14 protein-coding genes are annotated in these 17,843 nt (G+C 62.9%); 12 read left to right on the top strand and 2 right to left on the bottom strand.

Features of this window, described 5'->3' with window-relative positions:
* Positions 1-23: 23 nt before the first annotated feature.
* The 7 genes from ACGYKA_RS17245 (at position 24) to ACGYKA_RS17275 (ending at position 7,937) form a co-directional block, all read left to right on the top strand.
* A complete protein-coding gene (locus tag ACGYKA_RS17245; protein ID WP_394439297.1) occupies positions 24-4,286 on the top strand; it encodes a strawberry notch-like NTP hydrolase domain-containing protein in 4,263 nt (1,420 codons plus the stop codon).
* Between the two features lie 122 nt (positions 4,287-4,408).
* Positions 4,409-4,795: a DUF6878 family protein gene (locus tag ACGYKA_RS17250; RefSeq protein WP_394439299.1), complete on the top strand. Its 387-nt coding sequence runs from the start codon at positions 4,409-4,411 to the stop codon at positions 4,793-4,795.
* A gap of 1 nt (position 4,796) precedes the next feature.
* Entirely contained in the window at positions 4,797-5,258 is a 462-nt protein-coding gene (locus tag ACGYKA_RS17255) for a DUF6915 family protein (protein ID WP_394439301.1), read from the top strand.
* A gap of 100 nt (positions 5,259-5,358) precedes the next feature.
* Positions 5,359-5,661 (top strand): hypothetical protein, encoded by a 303-nt coding sequence (locus tag ACGYKA_RS17260; protein ID WP_394439303.1) that lies wholly within the window; start codon positions 5,359-5,361, stop codon positions 5,659-5,661.
* Positions 5,662-5,785: 124 nt separating this feature from the next.
* Positions 5,786-6,514: a DUF736 family protein gene (locus tag ACGYKA_RS17265; RefSeq protein ID WP_394439305.1), complete on the top strand. Its 729-nt coding sequence runs from the start codon at positions 5,786-5,788 to the stop codon at positions 6,512-6,514.
* Between the two features lie 156 nt (positions 6,515-6,670).
* The gene (locus ACGYKA_RS17270; RefSeq protein ID WP_394439307.1) at positions 6,671-7,207 is read left to right on the top strand and encodes a hypothetical protein; all 537 of its coding nucleotides are present in this window, start codon (positions 6,671-6,673) and stop codon (positions 7,205-7,207) included.
* A gap of 148 nt (positions 7,208-7,355) precedes the next feature.
* The gene (locus ACGYKA_RS17275) at positions 7,356-7,937 is read left to right on the top strand and encodes a rhomboid family intramembrane serine protease (RefSeq protein WP_394439353.1); all 582 of its coding nucleotides are present in this window, start codon (positions 7,356-7,358) and stop codon (positions 7,935-7,937) included.
* A gap of 235 nt (positions 7,938-8,172) precedes the next feature.
* Here ACGYKA_RS17275 and ACGYKA_RS17280 read toward each other — a convergent pair whose 3' ends face one another.
* Together ACGYKA_RS17280 and ACGYKA_RS17285 are read right to left on the bottom strand one after the other, a co-directional pair.
* Positions 8,173-9,609 carry a hypothetical protein gene (locus ACGYKA_RS17280; protein WP_394439309.1) on the bottom strand — a complete coding sequence of 479 codons (1,437 nt, stop codon included), beginning with the start codon at positions 9,607-9,609 and terminating at the stop codon, positions 8,173-8,175.
* 168 nt (positions 9,610-9,777) lie between these two features.
* The gene (locus ACGYKA_RS17285; protein WP_394439311.1) at positions 9,778-9,957 is read right to left on the bottom strand and encodes a hypothetical protein; all 180 of its coding nucleotides are present in this window, start codon (positions 9,955-9,957) and stop codon (positions 9,778-9,780) included.
* A 684-nt stretch (positions 9,958-10,641) separates the two neighbouring features.
* Here ACGYKA_RS17285 and ACGYKA_RS17290 point away from each other — a divergent pair.
* The 5 genes from ACGYKA_RS17290 to ACGYKA_RS17310 all read left to right on the top strand — a co-directional run bounded on the left by ACGYKA_RS17290 (position 10,642) and on the right by ACGYKA_RS17310 (position 17,736).
* Positions 10,642-11,571 (top strand): DUF2493 domain-containing protein, encoded by a 930-nt coding sequence (locus tag ACGYKA_RS17290; RefSeq protein WP_394439313.1) that lies wholly within the window; start codon positions 10,642-10,644, stop codon positions 11,569-11,571.
* Between the two features lie 532 nt (positions 11,572-12,103).
* Positions 12,104-12,310, top strand: a complete 207-nt coding sequence (locus ACGYKA_RS17295) for a hypothetical protein (RefSeq protein ID WP_007120662.1) — start codon at positions 12,104-12,106, stop codon at positions 12,308-12,310.
* Positions 12,311-12,825: 515 nt separating this feature from the next.
* A complete protein-coding gene (locus ACGYKA_RS17300) occupies positions 12,826-13,407 on the top strand; it encodes a helix-turn-helix domain-containing protein (RefSeq protein ID WP_394439315.1) in 582 nt (193 codons plus the stop codon).
* Positions 13,394-15,727, top strand: a complete 2,334-nt coding sequence (locus tag ACGYKA_RS17305) for a relaxase/mobilization nuclease domain-containing protein (RefSeq protein ID WP_394439316.1) — start codon at positions 13,394-13,396, stop codon at positions 15,725-15,727. Before ACGYKA_RS17300 ends, ACGYKA_RS17305 begins: the two co-directional genes overlap by 14 nt.
* Before the next feature lie 8 nt (positions 15,728-15,735).
* Complete coding sequence (locus ACGYKA_RS17310) at positions 15,736-17,736, top strand: type IV secretory system conjugative DNA transfer family protein (RefSeq protein ID WP_394439318.1); 2,001 nt, start codon at positions 15,736-15,738, stop codon at positions 17,734-17,736.
* Positions 17,737-17,843 lie beyond the last annotated feature (107 nt).

Genomic DNA, 17,843 nt, shown 5'->3' on the forward strand with positions numbered 1-17,843 from the left:
CCCTCATCCAAAGGAAAAATCCCATGGCCAAGCCTTGCTCAACGCATCACGCTCCCGTCGATTCCGGCGCTGATCTCGTCTCTGCCCTCGCGCAGATCGGCGCGCAGATCGACCACCAACCCCTGCGCAGCTCAGCGCTGGCGCGCATCATGCGCGAGACGTTACATGGCAGTGATGCCGGGGGCGCCTGGGACTGGCGCATAGCCTATGACATGATGCAGGCTGCGGCCATCCAGGTGCTGCTGGGTGGGGACGGTGCGGCAGGTGACATCGCCGCTGCAAAGCTCCTTGCCTCACGGCTTCTCACGGAAACGCGCCGGTCAGAGCAGCAGATCCGGCTGCAGCAGTTTTCCACGCCGCTGCCATTCGCGGCGCTGGTCTTGCGGGCCGCGGCGATCCGCAAGGGCGAGACCGTGCTGGAGCCCTCGGCTGGCACCGGTGCCCTGGCTACTTTCGCCGCCCGGGCCGGTGCCACGCTTTTGCTCAACGAGATCGACCCTTTTCGCCAGCGCCTCCTGCGCGCGGTCTTTGGTGGCGATGTGACGGGCCATGACGGCGAGCATATCGACGATCTGCTGCAGACGCCGGTTCTACCCGACGTCGTGGTGATGAATCCGCCCTTCGCCTCCTCGGTCGACCGATCCCGCGACAAGCACATCGCTGCCAAACATCTCATTGCGGCTGCAAAGCGCCTGGCACCAGGTGGGCGCCTGGTGGCGATCATGCCGACGGGGTTCACGCCCGAACGCGATGCCGCGCATTGGTCCCGCGCCTGCGGTCTCCTAACGCCACGATTGGCGCTGACGATGCCGGGGCAGGTCTACCGCAAGCTCGGCACCTCTGTCGAAACCCAGCTGATGGTCTTCGACAAGGTGCAGGAGGGCGGCGAGATGATCCGCGCCACTTTGTGCGATCTGGATGAAGCCCTTCCATTTGTCGATGCCGTGGCCGCAACACGGACCGAGATGAGCCCGGCCCAACGGGTTGAAGCGATCCCTCATGCTCGGCCGACCGTTCGATCATTTGTCCCGCGCAAGACCGCTGCCGGTGTTATCACCGCCCCCACAGCCAGGGCCAATGCCGTCCGTCCGCTCAGCTTCACGAGCCTTCAGACCCCGCGCAACAACATGCCCATCTCGGACATCTATGCGCGCTACCGTCCGCAGCGGATCGAGATCGCGGGTGCGCAGGAACATCCGACGCCGCTGGTCGAAAGCATCGCCATGGCCTCGGTTGCCCCGCCCATGCCCTCAAATACGGGCAGTGATGACTTGCGCCTGCCCGCACGGTTGATCGAGGAGGGAGATCTCTCCGAGGCGCAGCTCGAGACCATCATCATGGCCCATGATGCCCATGGGCGCGATCTGCCGGGGCGGTTTACAATCGATGACGACCAGACCAAGCTGACGCGCGCCGATGATGACCCGGACGCACGGGCCTATCGCCTTGGCTATTTCCTCGGCGACGGCACCGGTTGCGGCAAGGGGCGCGAATGCGCGGGGCTCATTCTCGTGAACTGGCTTTCCGGGCGCAGGAAGGCGATCTGGGTCTCCAAATCCGCCACGCTCATCGAGGACGCCATCCGCGACTGGACCGATCTCGGCGGCTCGCCAGCCGACATCCAGCCGCTCTCCAAATGGAAACCGGACCAGCCTGTCCCTATGGGTGACGGTATCCTCTTCGTCACCTACGCCACGCTGCGGTCCGCGGGCAAATGCGGCACCACGCGACTGAGCCAGATCCTCGACTGGATGGGCGAAGACTTTGAAGGCGTGCTGGCCTTTGATGAGGCCCATGCCATGCAGAACGCGGCCGGGTCCGAGCAGGGCAGGGGGGTCAAACCCTCCCAGCAGGGCCTTGCGGGCCTGCGGCTGCAACTGGCAGCACCCCGCGCTCGCGTCTTCTACATCTCGGCCACGGGTGCCACGAGCGTGCACAACCTGGCCTATGCCGCGCGGCTGGGGCTCTGGGGGCAGGGCCCCGAATACCCCTTCCCAAGCCGTGAGAGCTTCGTTTCTGCGATGGAAGCCGGCGGTGTCGCCGCCATGGAGGTGGTTGCCCGTGATCTCAAGACGCTTGGGCTCTATACGGCCCGCGCCCTCAGCTTCGACGGCGTGGAGTATGACGTGCTCGAACACGCGCTCACCCCGGCCCAGATCGAAATCTACGACGCCTATGCGGGTGCGTTTCGGACGATCCATCACAATCTCGAGGCCGCGCTGACAGCGACCGGCGTCAACGACGCCTCGGGCGAGACCAATGCGTCGGCCGCACGCGCCTCGGCCAAGTCCCGCTTCGAGAGCACGAAACAGCGCTTCTTCAACCATCTCCTGATGGGCATGAAGGCTCCAAGCATTATCCGCGCCATCGAGGACGATCTAGCGGCGGGCAAGGCTTGCGTCATCCAGGTGGTCTCGACGGGCGAGAGTCTGCTGAAACGCCGGCTTGAGACGATGGATCCCGAGGATGAACTCGTCGAGGGTGCCTTGACGCCGCGCGACTATGTTCTCGGCTACCTCGAACAGGCCTTCCCGATCCATGCGCAAAAGCTGGTCGAGATCGACGGCAATATGGTGGCGGAACCCTTGAGGGATGAGACCGGGGCGCTCGTTGTCTCGCGCGAGGCGCTCGCCCTGCGAGATGCGGCCATGATGGAGTTGATGACGCTGGCGCCGATTCCCTCGGCGCTCGACCAGATCCTCTGGGCCTTTGGCGACGAGGCCGTGGCAGAAGTCACGGGGCGGTCCATCCGGCCCCTCAAGGCCGAGGATGGTCATCTCTTCATCGAGAAGCGCGCCGCCAGCAGCAATTCCTCCGAAACCCAAGCCTTCATGGACGGTGAGAAGGACATCCTTATCTTCTCCGATGCGGGCGGTACGGGCCGGTCCTATCATGCGGCGCAAACGGCGAAGAACCAGAAACGGCGGCGGCACTACCTACTGGAGCCCGGCTGGCGCGCCGATGCGGCCATCCAGGGGTTCGGCCGCACGCATCGCTCTGCCCAGGTCAGCGCGCCTTTCTTCCGGGTTTGCACCTCGAATGTGCATGGCGAAAAGCGTTTCACCTCGACTATAGCCAAGCGCCTCGACCAGCTAGGGGCCTTGACCAAGGGTCAGCGCGAGACCGGCTCGCAAGGCATGTTCCGCGAGGAGGACAATCTCGAAAGCCCGATCGCGCGGGCCGCACTACGTGGGTATTTCGCCGATCTTGCCGCAGGGCGCGCTGAGGCGATGAGCTACGAGAGCTTCACCGACTGGACAGCCCTGCGGCTGATCGACAAGGACGGGGTGCTGCTCGAGGAGCTGCCGCCGATCCAGCGGTTTCTGAATCGGGTGCTTGCCCTGCCCATCAACATGCAGAATGCGCTCTTTGCGGAATTCATGAGGCGGATTGCCGATCAGACTGAACGGGCGCGCGCGGCGGGCACGCTCGATTTCGGCGTGGAAACCCTGCGTGGCGAAAGGATCGAGCAGGTCTCCACAGAGGATCTCTGGACCTGCCCGAAATCCGGGGCGGTGACGCGGATCATCGGACTTGAGGTGACGGACCCGGTCCACGTGCTGTCGGCGGATGACGCCATATCGCGCAATCCCGACAAGCTGGCGATGGTCAATCGCGCCTCCGGTCGCGCGGCGCTCATCTCGGCGCGGCCCATGCAGATGTATGATGAGGACATCGTTACGCTGATGCGCAAGGCGGTGCGGCCAAACGGGTCCAGCTACCTCGAGGAGACTCGGTTCGAGTCCTCGGCTTGGGAAGACATCGGAAGGCCCGAGTTTGCAAGCCTTTGGGATGCCGAGGCAGCGTCCCTGCCAAAAACCACCACGACCAAGCTCTACCTGCTGACCGGGCTGCTGCTGCCGATCTGGAAGGATATTCCGACCACCAATGAGCGGATCTACCGGGTGACGCCAGACGGGGCGACCGCCATGATCGGTCGCACGCTGAGCGAGGAAGGGGCGGCCGCGCTGCGCGCCCGCTTCCTCGTGTCCAACCCGCAAACACCGCAGGAGATGCTGACCGCTGCGCTCAGCACCACGGCGCCGGTCGATATTGGCCTGGGTCTGACCCTGACCCGTCGCCGGGTCGCAGGCGAGATGCGCCTTGAGTTGGGCGGTGCGGATCGGGGCATGATCGACGGCCTCAAGGCGCTCGGCTGCTTCACCGAGATCATCGCCTTCCAGCTACGGGTGTTCCTGCCGCACGGGGACGGGATCGACACGGGGAGCATTCTGGCCCGGATCGTTGGGCAGGGAACCACCAAGGCGGCAGAACAAGCCGCCTGAAAAGTCAAAGCGAGCTTCCGGTCGGGCGGCGTGGATCGGGATTTGGCCGATCTGCGCTTTCCGGGCGCGCGCTGACCAATGCCAGGCCCGGCCCCCCCAAATTCAGAAAAGAGGACAGACCCATGACCAATCCCCAGATCGACTGTGCCGCAATGGCGGCTCAATGGCGCGCGGAGCGCGAAACCACCTTGAAGGCATCCCGAACGGAGCTGCTCGCGCAATTACGTGCGCTTGGCATCAGCGAGGTCGCTGTCGAATACGAAGGCTATGGCGACTCCGGCAATGTCGAGGATGTGACGGTGCAGCCTGCAGAGGTCAACCTGCCGGAGGCGCTTGCCACAGAAGTTGGCGACTTCGCCTGGTCGCTCGCCTATCACCATCACCCGGGGTTCGAAAATAACGAAGGCGGATATGGCACGCTGACCTGGGACATCACCGGCGACAGCATCACCCTCGATCACGCGGACCGCTATGTCGAATGCTCGCACAGCTATGTCGAGGGGCTGTGAGATGGCCCATCCGTTTCATCATGCTGAAAGCTCTGCCCGGAAATTCGGCGGGGTGCCGTCTGACTATCAGGCTGTGCACGATTGGTTTGACGCCTCGAAAGAGCACCTCGCGCTCTTCACGCACCGAGCCATGCGCCATCATGCCCAAGGCCTGTTCGAGGCGGAACGGGTTTTCGGCCTGACCCTGACCAATAAAGCTGGTCGAGAGATCCCCGTACGCTGGATCGGCGAGCAGCATATCCGCGAAGACTGCCAGGGCCGCATCCCGACCATGGCGGACTGGCTGCGACGGATACAACCTGAGCCTTGGATGGCAAATGGCCATATCGACCGGCATGTCGGCTCCGAGCCCTGCGGCGACCCAAGGGTTGCCTGGGCCTCCGAGGTCGCCGCCGGACGAACGGTTCTTGGCCTGAAGGATTGGATGGCGGCGCGCGCGACGCAAGCCACGCAAAGCGCCTGACAGCTCTCGGCCGTTGGCCAAACGAATACTGCATGGAAGCCCGGTTGGAAGATCGGGCTTCTTGCGTCGTTTCCCCACCATTCTTCTTGAGGAGGATCGCATGACACTCGGTGAAATCAAGGCCGCCGTCGATGCCGGGCAGACCGTGCACTGGGCCAATACCGGCTACGTTGTCCACAAGGACCGGCTCGGTCAGTACCTCATCACCTATGTGCCGAACGGTAGCTGCATCGGCCTGACCGACCGGAGCGGGCAACGGTTGAACGGAAAAGAGGCGGAGTTCTTCATCGCGCGATCGGAGGACGGCGCGGAAAATCCGGGCAGCCAATCAAGACCAGACGGGCAGGGGAGGGACGTAGCACCCGGAGGCGCGGGGGCATTCCCACTCGGACGGCAGCTTTGACCCGTGGGCGGGGCTGAAAGGAAAGCAGGCTTTCTGATTTGTGATCCCTCAAGGGGTCGAGAAAGCAATCCCGGATGCGCTGGCAAGGACGTCAGACACCGGCCAATCCAAAAGGAACCATCCCATGTTCGCAGGAACCCTCACCCGCAATGTCGAGACCACAGCCGCTCAGTACACCGGCATGATCCACTCGACGCGCTTTGATATCGCTATCCAGTTGGAGGCGCGGGCCAAGATGTCCGAACGCAGCCCGGATTTTGACGTGACGGCAGTCAACAAATCAGGCCGCAAGGTGCGCATCGGCACGGCCTGGAACGAGACCGGCAATACCAGCGGCAACCCCTACATCTCGATCCAGATCGATGTCGGCTTGGGTCCGTTCCGGGTCAACGCGGTGCAGACGAAAGAGGCGCGTGCGGCCCAGAGCGGCGCGTTCGAGATCATCCCACTGGTCTCGAACGGCCTGATGAAATCTGGCTCGATCTCGGGCGAGCTCACCGCCATGGACGCTGACAACGCCTTCACCGGCTACATCGCCAACATGATGTTCGATCTGGAGTTTATGCTGATCGAGAACAGCTACAAATCCGAGGAGACCCACCCCGATTACCGCATCGAGGTCAGCTCGCCCCGGGGCGCACCGATCCGCGTCGGCTCGGCCTGGATGGCGAAAAGCAGCCGCACGGGCAATGACTACCTTTCGTTGCTGATCAACACGCCTGATGGCGACCTGCGCGTCAACGCCGTGCAGAACGAAGAACAGCGCGGCGGGCAGACCTTCTCGATCATCCCGTTCATCGACAGCGGTGAACAGCCGCAGGACGCAGGCGCGGGGCTGTCGCTCGTCGCCTAATTGGCGCGCGAGGGGGAGACGATCTGAACCCAAAGGGGAGCCGTGGGATCACGGTTCCCCTTTTTTCATGTCCGTTTGCGTGAAGGACGCCACCCGCTTGCGATCTGCTGAATATGATATACGATAATATATTATCGAATAGACGAGGGTAGGCGCATGGTGGCGAGACTGGGAAAAGCTCCGTGGTTCGAGAGCTTTGATGTAGAAGCAGAGGTTGCAGAGCTTCTTGCTCATATCGAGCGTTGCACCGGATTTGCGCTGCCTGACCGCAAGCGTGATGTCATCATGACCCATGCAAGGGCAAAGCTCGACAGGACAAGGCATGCATATCTGGAGGCCAAGGCGGCGGGAAAGCCGGTGTCCACATCGTGGCGTGCGTATCTGACCGACCTGCAGGACACGATCTTCATGGCGATCCCTGAAGAGAACCTCGCGCGGATGCCGCTGCGCGAGCAGGTTCTCAACGACCCGTCATTTTACGCGGATGCCATGCACCGCGCCGCTGCGATAAGCGAGGATGAGCTTTTCATGGCGCTGTCCTCTCCGCTGAAAGACATGACAGTCCAAGACGCCCGGGCCTTCGTCTCGAAGCTTTGGCACAGCACGATCGATGACAATGCCCGCAAATTCGCCGAAGCCCTGAAGCGCCCCGAGCGTGAACCGCAGCCCTTTCGTCCGGGGAACACCGTGTAAGATCGAGGCCGTTCTCTTGCCTTGGGCCTTGACCAAGTTGGCCGCCTCAAACCCCCTTTCCCGGAGGTGGCACCCTGTGCAGCGTGCGGAAGCCGTTGAAGGCGCTGTGGTGACGTCTACTGTCGCCAACATGATGAACCGGGATCACATGCGCGCCTTCTTCCGGCGCGCCGCAGCGCTTGTCGCCTTTGTCGTACTGCTCTGGGCGATTCACCTCGTCAATTGGATCATCGGTTACGGCTTGAACCCGGCCTTCGGCCTGATCCCGCGGCACGTCAGCGGATTGGATGGCGTCATCGCCATGCCCCTCCTGCATGGAAGTTTCGCGCACCTGATGGCCAATACGCCGCCGCTCCTGGTGATGGGTGGGCTGCTGGTGGCCACGACCACGAGGGCCTTGCTGCCGGTGAACGCAGTGGTGATCGGCCTCGGCGGCGGACTCGTCTGGCTGTTCGGAAGCTCCGCCATCCATATCGGTGCGTCAGGGTTGGTCTTCGGCTGGTTTGGCTTCCTCGTCGCGCGCGGCTTCGTGGATCGCTCATTGATCACGCTGGGCGCGGCACTGGTGGTCGGTGTCCTCTATGGCTCAATTCTCTGGGGCGTTCTTCCGGGCCAACCCGGCGTTTCGTGGGAGGCTCATCTCTTCGGCGCTATCGCGGGCGCGGTCGCTGCAGTCCTTGTCCGGACGCATGTCCATGCGCCGCGCCTCGGCGGCGTCGATCTGGAATGAAACAGTACAATCGGCCCAAAGCTGCCTTTCGGGGTCTATCTATTGTAGCGGCACTGCACTCGCCAAAGCTGACCTTGGGCCCAGTGCCATTGCTGCTAAACGACGGCGATGTTCGCAATATTTTCAGCGCCTATCAATCGGCATTTTTTTGCTTGGGAGGCTGCGTCTTGCCGGTAAATTAGCGCAAGTATCGTCTCACGAGCCCTCGGATCGCCGAAAGCGTGAGTATCTGTGCTTAGTTACCGGCTTTCTGTGGCTTCTGAGTTGGTTCGGCGGCGTTCTCACTTTCGGTTTCGGTATCAGAACCAGCAGATTCGCCTTCGGTGTTCTGGTTTTCCGCCTCCGCCGACGATGACGTGTCAGACGCGTTGCCCTCGATCAAGGACGTATCACCCGATGCGCCATCGGTCGCTGTGTCAGTCTTCTGATCGCTGCTCGATGTCGGGCTCTGCATCTCATCTTTCGATGATGTGCCGGAGGATCCGGCATTCTGACTACCCGCTTCTGACAGGTCTTCGGGCGGGAGGCCGCCAGATTCCTGCAACGAATCCACCAAGTCGGCGCTGTCGTTAATGTCGCTGTCGATCTCGGTTACGTCCTCACCTTCGGCGTCGGACGACATGTCGCCTCGTTCATTCTCTTCGGCGGGCTGCCCGGAGGAGTTTGAATTTGAAGTTTCCGCTTGGGAAGCGACCGGATCATCGCCGTTGCCAGTATTTTCCTGCGTGCCTTGCATCTCGCGCGTGGCGGTTGATTCGGCCTCCGAATGACTGTCTTCCGACCCGTTGCTGTTGTTGCCGCCCGCAGAAGACCCCTGACCGTTTTCCGCGGCTGAGATCCGCTCCTCAATCTCCAACAGCTTGCGGGAGCGTTCTTCTACATTGCTGGTAAGGTCCGTTACAATTTTCTGGATTTCGTTTCGCTGCTCTTGGGCGTCAGCGACATCGGTTTCCAGGGCGGTCTTCCGCTCGGTCATGCTGGCGAAACTATGCTCAAGCTCCGCTTGCCGGGCCTGCATGTCGTTCAGGCTGCTTTCCAAGGTTGCGACCTCGTCTCTCAAATTCGTTTCCTGCGCCGTCAGAGACTGGAGCTCGCTTTCGCCGGTGGAGACTTCTTCGGCGAGCCGCGCGTTGTCCTCACTAAGTGTTGCGAGGCTTTCCTGAACTTCGGCCTCACGCGCCCGAGCTTCTTCGACCCGGGTATTTATGTCGGTCAACTCCTGCGTCTGGGAGACAATTTGACTTTGGATGTCTGCCTTGCGGGTTTCAAAGCTGGTCATTTCTTCACGCATCGACGAGATCTGCTGCTCCAGCTCATTGTTTTGCTGCTGCTTCTGCGCCACCGTTTCGTCAATGGAGGTCTGCTGTACGATCAATTCGTCAAGCTTCGGCTGCAAGGTGTCGATGTCCGACTGGATGCCGTCGCGCTGCTCCTGCAGGGACTGGGTCTCCGTTTCCAGCGATGCGAGCTCCGCCTGCAATTCCTCGACGCTTCCGGCTGCTTCCTGCTGCGTGCTGATAGCGCTTTGCAAGCGCGAGATAGTGCGGTCGGTCTGCTTCTGAAGTTCTGCAGTGTCGGTGAATGCATATATGGCAGCCCCCCACCCAACGACTGCCGCCGCCGCGATCCCGATTGTCTTTACATCCCAAGTTGAGCTTTTGTTCTCCGCCATGAGAAACTCCCCCTCCGGCCGAGCCGATCTCTGAAAAACTGTATAGGGCTGGAACGCGTCAGGCGGGTGGAAGTTCCGAACCCCGGGGTGCGCCGGTCCCAGCCTCACGGGGGGGCATCGTCGGGGACTGGCATGAAACGCGTGCCCCCTGTCGATCACTCTGAAGCATTACGCGTGGCGGGAGGCTGCGCTCAATCTTTCGCAGAGTGAGTTCATGAATGTGCTGACGGGCTGCATGGTGGCTTTGTAGACCCAAGGCACAAGTTCGCTGCGCAGATCGTCACTGATGAGCATCGGCTCGAACCAGTCCTTCGCCGCGCCTGCACCCGGAAAAATGTCGCGTCGCAACCCCGAGAGTCTGCTTTCTTCAGGTGGATCATTTTTGTTTGCGGCGCAGCGAAAGTCCGGTTTCCGCCCATCACGTCGAATGCCTGGACAAGCAATCCCTATAGTCGGCAGCGTAGTCCCTGCACATCAACCGTGGCCAAAGCCTTACGGCCTCCCCAGCTCGGCTTCGCGTGTCGCAGGGGAGAACGGCCCTTCGGTCCGTCGCGCATTCGGCCATGCGGCCTCACCGCGGCGTCGCGCCTGGCATCCCGGTTTGCCCGCCTCGCGAGCACGTCCCTCCCCGGCCGCTCCTCCGGATTGCGCTCTGGTCTGTTTTGGCCCGAGGCCAAAACGATCCCGCCGCTCCATCCGTCTTCCGCGTCCGGTCGGGCCGTTTGCCTGCTCGGGTCGGGCAAACCTACCGTCAAAACACACACACATGAGTGCGGAAGCATATCCTCCGGATGGCCCCCAAATCAGCCCGCGTCAAGGATCGCAAAACTTTTCGGCGAGGGCGGCGCCCGTGGCGCGGCGCGGTCCCGTGCGTGAGGGCGCGCGTGTCTCGGGTGTTGCGCACGGAAAACTTTTGCGCCCGGCAAGCCGGCGGCTGCGCCGTCCCTGACCCGGGCAGATTCGGAAACCAGACATTCGGCCATGCCCCCACACTCACGTGGTGGCCTTGGAACCGAACACTGGAGACCAAACATGGCTTACGACACCGCAAACACCTACGAGACCATCGAACTTTTCGGACTGACCGAGAAGGACGCGCAGCTGCCGATCCCGGAAGATCACATCCTGACCGACCGCATCATCCGCGAAAGCTTCGAGGCTTTGCTCGGGCAGCTGCGCGGGACCGGGCTTGAAGCCGAAATCGAACCGCTGGCCCATGGGCTCGCGACGATCCTGCAGCGCCGCAAGGTGGCACTCGGCAAGGAGGTCGACCGCACCGCCGACAAGATCGGCGCGCTGGCAAAATCCCACGACGGATCGGAGATCGCCGAGACCGCGCTCGAAGAGGCGCAGGCGCGCTTTGTGCAGCTGCGCGAGATTGTCAGCGCCATCGAGGTGATGAGCGAGGCAGCGGCGGAATGCTACGAGATCGAGACGGGCCACGCCTACATCCCGGCAGCCGGGTCGGGCGCAAGCGTCCGCGCGCAAGAGACCGGGGCGGTCTTCGAGGCACGGCAGCTCCTGGAGCAGCACGACCGCGAAACCGCCGAGAAGTCGAAAGTCGAGGGGGTGCCCCTGATCGTCTCAGGCGCCACCGACTGGACCGATGTCGATGTGATCTTCAACACGCTCGACAAGGTTCGCGAACGGATCAAGCAGAACCGCAATCAGGAGATTTTCCTCTGCCACAAGGGTGGCAAGCACGGGGCGGAGATGATTGCGGCTCGGTGGGCCCGGGCACGCGGGATAGCACAGGCGCGCTTCGATCCGCGCTGGTCCGCGCATGGACGGGCGGCACCGTTCAAGTGCAATGACGAAATGCTGGACGACAAGTTCGCCGCGACGGGGGTTGTCCTCTTCGGCGGCAACGGGGTCGCGCTGAACCTCGGGCAGAAGGCGGAAGCGAAAGGCCTGACGGTCATGCGGGTTGCGGACCCGGCGAAGAAGACTGCGCAGGATTGAAGAGAGGGGGTCGCGCTTGGCGCGGCCCTTTCGTCATGTCTCATGGCGCGTGCGATCGGTCACGCGTGATCGGCAGTCTGCGGTGGCCAGCACCGTTATCCCTCTACCAAGTCCGTCAGAGTGCGGCCCATCCGCATCGGTACGGGTTGGGGATGGTGCGCACCTCACGCACATCGTCAGCATCGCAACACACGAAGGCTCGAAACGTCGCACTTGAGGCTAAAGACTTGCGCGTCCCTCGGGTGGTGTTTCGGAACATCGCATCCACGCGGGCGGGCTCCGTCAGCACCCCGGCCAGGCTCGGCGGGACGCGGATGGTGGCGGCTGCGTGATGGCAAGGGTCATCCGGGTCTCTCCTTTTTGCTCATAGATGTGGATCGCACGGGGTCGGCCCAATCGTGCCCTCAGCTCACGCTTCGGCAAGCACAAATACGGCTTCCACGGCTAGCCGCGGACCCTCCGCATTTGCGCTTGCGACCGGCCCTCTTGCCCCCGTGCCGGGTGATCCCCATCGCAACAAGGAGAGACCCAAATGACCAACCACTACGTCGCCACCGTCCCCGTCAAGTTCACCGATACCGATGGCCAGGAGCGCACCCGTTTTCAGCGCGTGGGTGCGATGTTCCGCAACACTCGCAACGGGGACGGCTCGGAGTTCTTCAGCCTCAAGCTCGACTTCCCGGTCGCGGTCTCGGAGCTGGTGATGTTCCCACCGAGCGCGAAAGATCCCCAGGACTAAATCCTCTGACGAGGATGGGCCGCCCCAGGACGATCTTGGGGCGGCCCGATCTCTGTTCCAGGGATGCTGGTCCGTGCGCGTTCAACGGACGCACTCCGCCCGGAATGACCAGGCCGCGACAGACCGGCCAGTCAGCCTCAAGGGGGCCATCCACAAAAACCTATCGGCCAGGGCCTCCCGGTTTTTGCGGCAGAGATTTGGGGACCCAAATCTGGCCCTCCTTGACCCTGCCTGTCCGCCCTGTCGGTGGGGTTTGCGCCCGCCCGCGGTTCCGTCCGAACACATGCGTGTTCGGCCAGAGCCTCGGGCGGGGCTGGCGGACCGGACCCCTAGGACAGGTGTCGCCCGGTGGTGAGGGCGGCAGAGCCGCGTCCCTGCGGGCCGCGGGGGAAGCGCACACCAAGGCTGCCTGAGCCTGAGTGCGACGTAAGTATATAATTGACAGCTAGGTATATTATCGTAAGGTAGGGGCAGCCTTGGTGGAAGGTGGCAGGAAATAGGGGGTCTTTCTTCGCATGTCTCGCTCAAAACGCCTCACAGATGCGGACCGCATGGAGATCGTTCGCGAAGCTGCGGAAGGCGCTTCCACTTCAGTGCTGGCGGAACGCTTTGGCGTGTCGGTGCGGGCGATTCAGTACACGCTCAAAGCCGATGCCGAGCGCCAGACGGATGCCGCAATTCCGGTCTCAGCGGTCAGTGTGAAGGTGACGGCTGCGGAGCTTGCGGCGCTCGACGAGGTGCTGGTCGAGGCCGGGATCGAGAGCCGTGCCGAGGGGCTCAGGCGGCTCATTCAGGCGGCAGGCGGGGTGTTCGTTCCGGACGCGCAGATGGCAGCAGAGATGGCGCGCTACCGCGCCTCTCTGCACGAGGTCGGTAATGGGGTCGCGCAGATCGCCAAGCAGATGGCGCAGGCCAACCGGCAGGGGCAGGGGGCTGGCCCGGAGTTTACCGAACTGCGCCTTGCGCAGATGCGCGGGCTGGCGCGGTTCATCCTCGATTCTGCTGACGAGATCGATCTGCTCCTGCGCCGCCGTCGGGACGCAATGCATCTGCAGGCCACAGCCGCGCTGAGGGAGTTTGCCCATGCGGCTGAATGATGCCGTCCATGCCGTCACGGGCGAGGTCTTCCGGGATGGCTGGAGCCGCGTCCGGGGCTCGATGCAAGGTCTGCACGTGGCCAAGCAGACCCAGCTTACTCGCGCGGCAGCAGGGCATCGGCCAGCGGTCTTCAAGGCGATCCGGGGCGGGGGCACGCATACCAAATCGCAGCTCGCAAACCAGCTCGATTACCTCACCACCAAGTCTACCCATATCGTGGACAGTAGCGGGTTCCTGGATGGCAAGGCGAAGCTCGAGGCGGGTGACATCAAGGACCTGACGGAGCGCTTTGCCAAGCGGTGGGATGCGGGCTTCAAGCCCAAGCTCGGACAGACCACCCACATGCTCATGTCCTTCCCCGTGGGCACGCGTGGGGAGGATGTGCGCGACATCGCGACGGATGTGGCCGAGCGGTTCTTCCAGACCGACGCGGGCCATTTCGACTACATCATCGCGGTGCATGAGGACCGCGATCACCCCCATGCGCATCTGGTGTTGAACCGCCGCTCGCAAGAAGGCGAGTTCTTCTTCCTCGGGCGCGACCATCGCTTCAACTATGATGACTTCCGCCTCGCCATGGTCGAGGAGGCGGAGAAGTACGGCGTGCGGCTGGAAGCCACGCGGCGGGTGGAGCGCGGCGTCGTGCATTACCCGGCCCGGACCAGCGAGATCTACGCCGCGAAAGAAGAGGGTCGCGCGCCCCGCGAGCGCGAACGCGTGGGGCAGGACCTGACCCGGACGCTGGCGGAGATCGTCAACACCAGAACCGTCTACCATTCGCTTGCCGCAGAGGCCTCCCGGGAGGCCCGGGAAGACATCGCCGCGGCACTCTTCCGCGCGGGCGAGGTGCTGGCGCATGGCGGACAGGTGGACCGAACAGGAGATGTGTATATGGCTGAGGATCAAAGCTTCGAGGATCTCAGAAGCCTCTATGCGGAAAAGCTCGCGCGGGTGCAGGGCATGATCGCCGAGAAGTCTGACGCGGAACGTCCCGTGCTGGAAAAACGCCTCATCGAGATCCAGACGCAGGTCCAGCACATGCAGCCTCTCGGATTGCGATCATCCACGCTGTCAGAGACCCCCTCGGAGGGCGGGATCTATTCCGAGGCCAATATTGACGCCAGCCAGCGCGAGCGACTGGCCGAGCCCGACTTGAGATCGCGCATTGACGTAGCACTACGGGGCACGGGCATCAGCACATCGGAAGTGGTGGCCCGGATCGAGACGGGCGCCTCAAATGCAGCTCTCGAGCATCAATGGATCGCCAATGATCTCTCCAAAGTGGCTGAGGCGCGCGATCTGAACCTTGAACGCCGCGCCGATCTGGAACAGGCGCGCGACATTCTCAATGACGTGCATGTGGAACTTGGCACGCTGTTGGAGCGCGAGAACGTCCTGCGCCGGGATGGTGTCATGGAAGCGGAAGCGGTCAGCGAGCGGTTCCATTATCATGAGGGCGCGGTGCGGGCGATGGAAGGGACAATCCGTCAGGAGATGCGCGCAGACGGCCTGACAGCGCAGCAGATCGAGGACTGGGATTGGGAGGTTGTATCGCGAGCGGAGCGCCGGATCGAGACGGAGCAGCGCGCGTATCTCGAAGCACACCCGGACCTGCTCGCACGCCCAGGCGATGTGATCGACCGGTCTGAGCCCTACAGGGAGACCATCACCGATGCGGCCCGCGCCAGCGAGATCACCCGCGAAGTCGACCGGATCATGGAGGGACGCGACGTCCGCACGCCCGTTGCAGATGCTGTCACGGATGACTTGCGCGCGCGCTATCCGGACATGCCGTCCCACCTCGCCCGCGGGCTTGGCGCGACCTATGCCGCCGTCGTCGAGATCCGGGACACGGAGGCTATCAATCAGGTCCGCCGCGAAACCGAGATGCGCGACAGGCTCGGGTCTGGCACGCGCGACGACATTCTCGCGACCCGCGATGAAACTGCTTCGCAGTCTGACCGTGCCGACCGCCTTGCAGACGAGATTGCGCGTGTCCTGGACCATGAGCGGGCGGGGGAGTTGTCCGCGCCCTTCGAGACCGAGGCGGAGCGGGACGCTTTCCGAACCGAGATCGCGCGGGTGCTGGATGACCGTCAATTGGGCCGGCTCACATCCGGGGATGCCGATGCGCTGGACAAGGTTCTCGAGGACCGCCTCGACCGGCTCTATGTCGCCAAGATCTACCTGCAATCCGATGCAGCGACGGCCAACACGGAGGCCTTGCGCCAGGTGGTCGATGATCTTGCCGACACCGAATATGAAAAACACCGCGCGACAGACGTGGATGGCGAAACCGAGCGGGGTCAGGTCCATTGAACGCCTCCATGGGAAAAGCGCGGATCGCAACAGGGGTCTTTCTGGTAACGCTGGTGACCGGGGCCATGGGCTACACCATCGCCTCGGCGGTGCTGACCTACCAGGATCTCGGCTTCGGGGCCGAGATCGACTTTGCCTATATCGCGCAGAACTATCTGGCGATCCTCGATCGCCGCCCGGAGGACGCACAACTTATTCACCTGATCATCGGCAGCTTCGCCGCCGCCGGCCTGATGCTGAGCCTCGCCCTTTCAGGCTCGGCCCTCACACGCTTTGGCCAGACCCATTGGCAAAGTGCGCGCGAGATGAAGGCCAATGGCTTCTTCGGGGCGCCCGGGACCGGGTTCATCCTCGGCAAACTTGGGCCGCCCGGCTCCCGCGCAAATTACATCTGCTCGAAGGTTTTCCCCCATGCGCTGATCGTGGCGCCCACCGGCCGCGGCAAGACCACGGGCTTCGTCATTCCGAACCTGCTGACCTGGCAAGGCTCCGCCGTGACGCTCGATGTGAAAGGCGAGTGTTTCGAGGCCACGGCCCGGCACCGCGCAGCCCAGGGCGACAAGGTCTATCGCTTTGCCCCCACCGATTGGGAGGGCAAGCGCACGCATCGTTACAACCCGCTCCTGCGCATCTATCAACTGAAAGATCCCGCGCGCCAGCAGATGGAATTGCAGCTCCTGGCGACGCTCTTCCTGCAAAGCGACAACGACCGGGTGCAGGGGCTGCTCAAGGGCGGGATCGATCTCTTTGTGGCAGCAGGGCTCTTGGCTTTCCAGCGCAAGCGTCCGACCTTGGGCGAGATCTACCGCATCGCCGCCTCGGGCGGGAACAAGCAGAAGGAGTATTTCGCGCGGGGCCATGAGGTGGACAACAGGGCCGCCAAGCTGATCTTCACGCGGCTGGCCTCGACCAACAACGATACGCTGACCTCTTACGTCTCGCTCCTGATGACATCGGGGCTCGATCAATGGCAGAACCCGGCCATCGATGAGGCGACAGCGGTGTCGGATTTTGATTTCCGAACGATCCGCAAGAAACCCTTTTCGGTCTACCTCGTGGTCCAGCCGCTGATGGTGAAACCATTGGCACCACTGATCCGGCTCTTCTTTTCCGATCTCCTCTCCGCCATGCAGGAAAAGGATCCCGGGCCGGATGAGCCCTGGCCGGTGATGATCATGCTCGACGAGTTCAATCGCCTCGGCAAGATGCCCATCGTGGTCGAGAGCATCGAGACCTTGCGGACCTATCGTGGACATCTGGCCGTGGTCACGCAAACGATCCCCGCCCTCGATGAAATCTATGGCGAAAACACCCGCCGTGCGCTGCAGGGCAACGCGGGCGTGAAACTTTATCTCACGCCCTCGGATGAGAAGACCGTCGAAGAGCTCAGCAAGGCTGTCGGCAAGACCACGAAGACCGTCATCACGCGCTCGCAGTCCATTGGCAAAAACCCCTTCGAGGGCCGTAGCCAGTCCACCCGGACCGAAGAAAGCTCTCTCCTGCCCGAGGATGAGGCGCGCCGCCTACCGCTCGATGAAATCGTCATGGTGATCGATGCCCAGATGCCGGTCCGTGCAAAGCGGATCCAATATTTTGACGACCGGCTGTTCAAGGCGATCCATGCGGCACAGACGGGGGAGCTGCCGTTTCCGAAGCCGGGGGGAGGGGGATCGCAGGGCACGCTGCCGCTGAGTGTGCGCGCCATGCCGATGACGCCGCCGTCGGATGGGCCAGGGGGAACAGAAGCCGATGTGGAGAGGGCGAGCCAGGCTGGCGATGGTCAACCGTCAGGCCAAGCCGACGCCGCTCCAAAGAAGACCGCGCCTGTCGTTCAAGCCGTCATCGCCGAGGAACAGCGCCAGATGGAGATGGATTTTGGCAGCGGCGTCGCGGATTCTGAAGCAGCGAGCGTAGCTGATGAGGCGCAGATGCGCTCTGCAGTCGATGGCTTGGACGAAATGGAAGCGATGCTGCGAGAGGAGGATGGTGAAAGGCTGGTTGCGCGATAGGGTGGCGGACATCGCCTGTTTGTCGGGGAGGACGGAGAGCTGCCGTTCGCTGCGAAGCGCACGAATGGCTGCTGCGTCGTGTGCCAACCCCAAGCCACAGTATGGGC

Source organism: Sulfitobacter sp. 1A15106 (genome assembly GCF_043556995.1).
In the GTDB taxonomy this organism is placed as follows: Bacteria; Pseudomonadota; Alphaproteobacteria; order Rhodobacterales; family Rhodobacteraceae; genus Sulfitobacter; species Sulfitobacter faviae.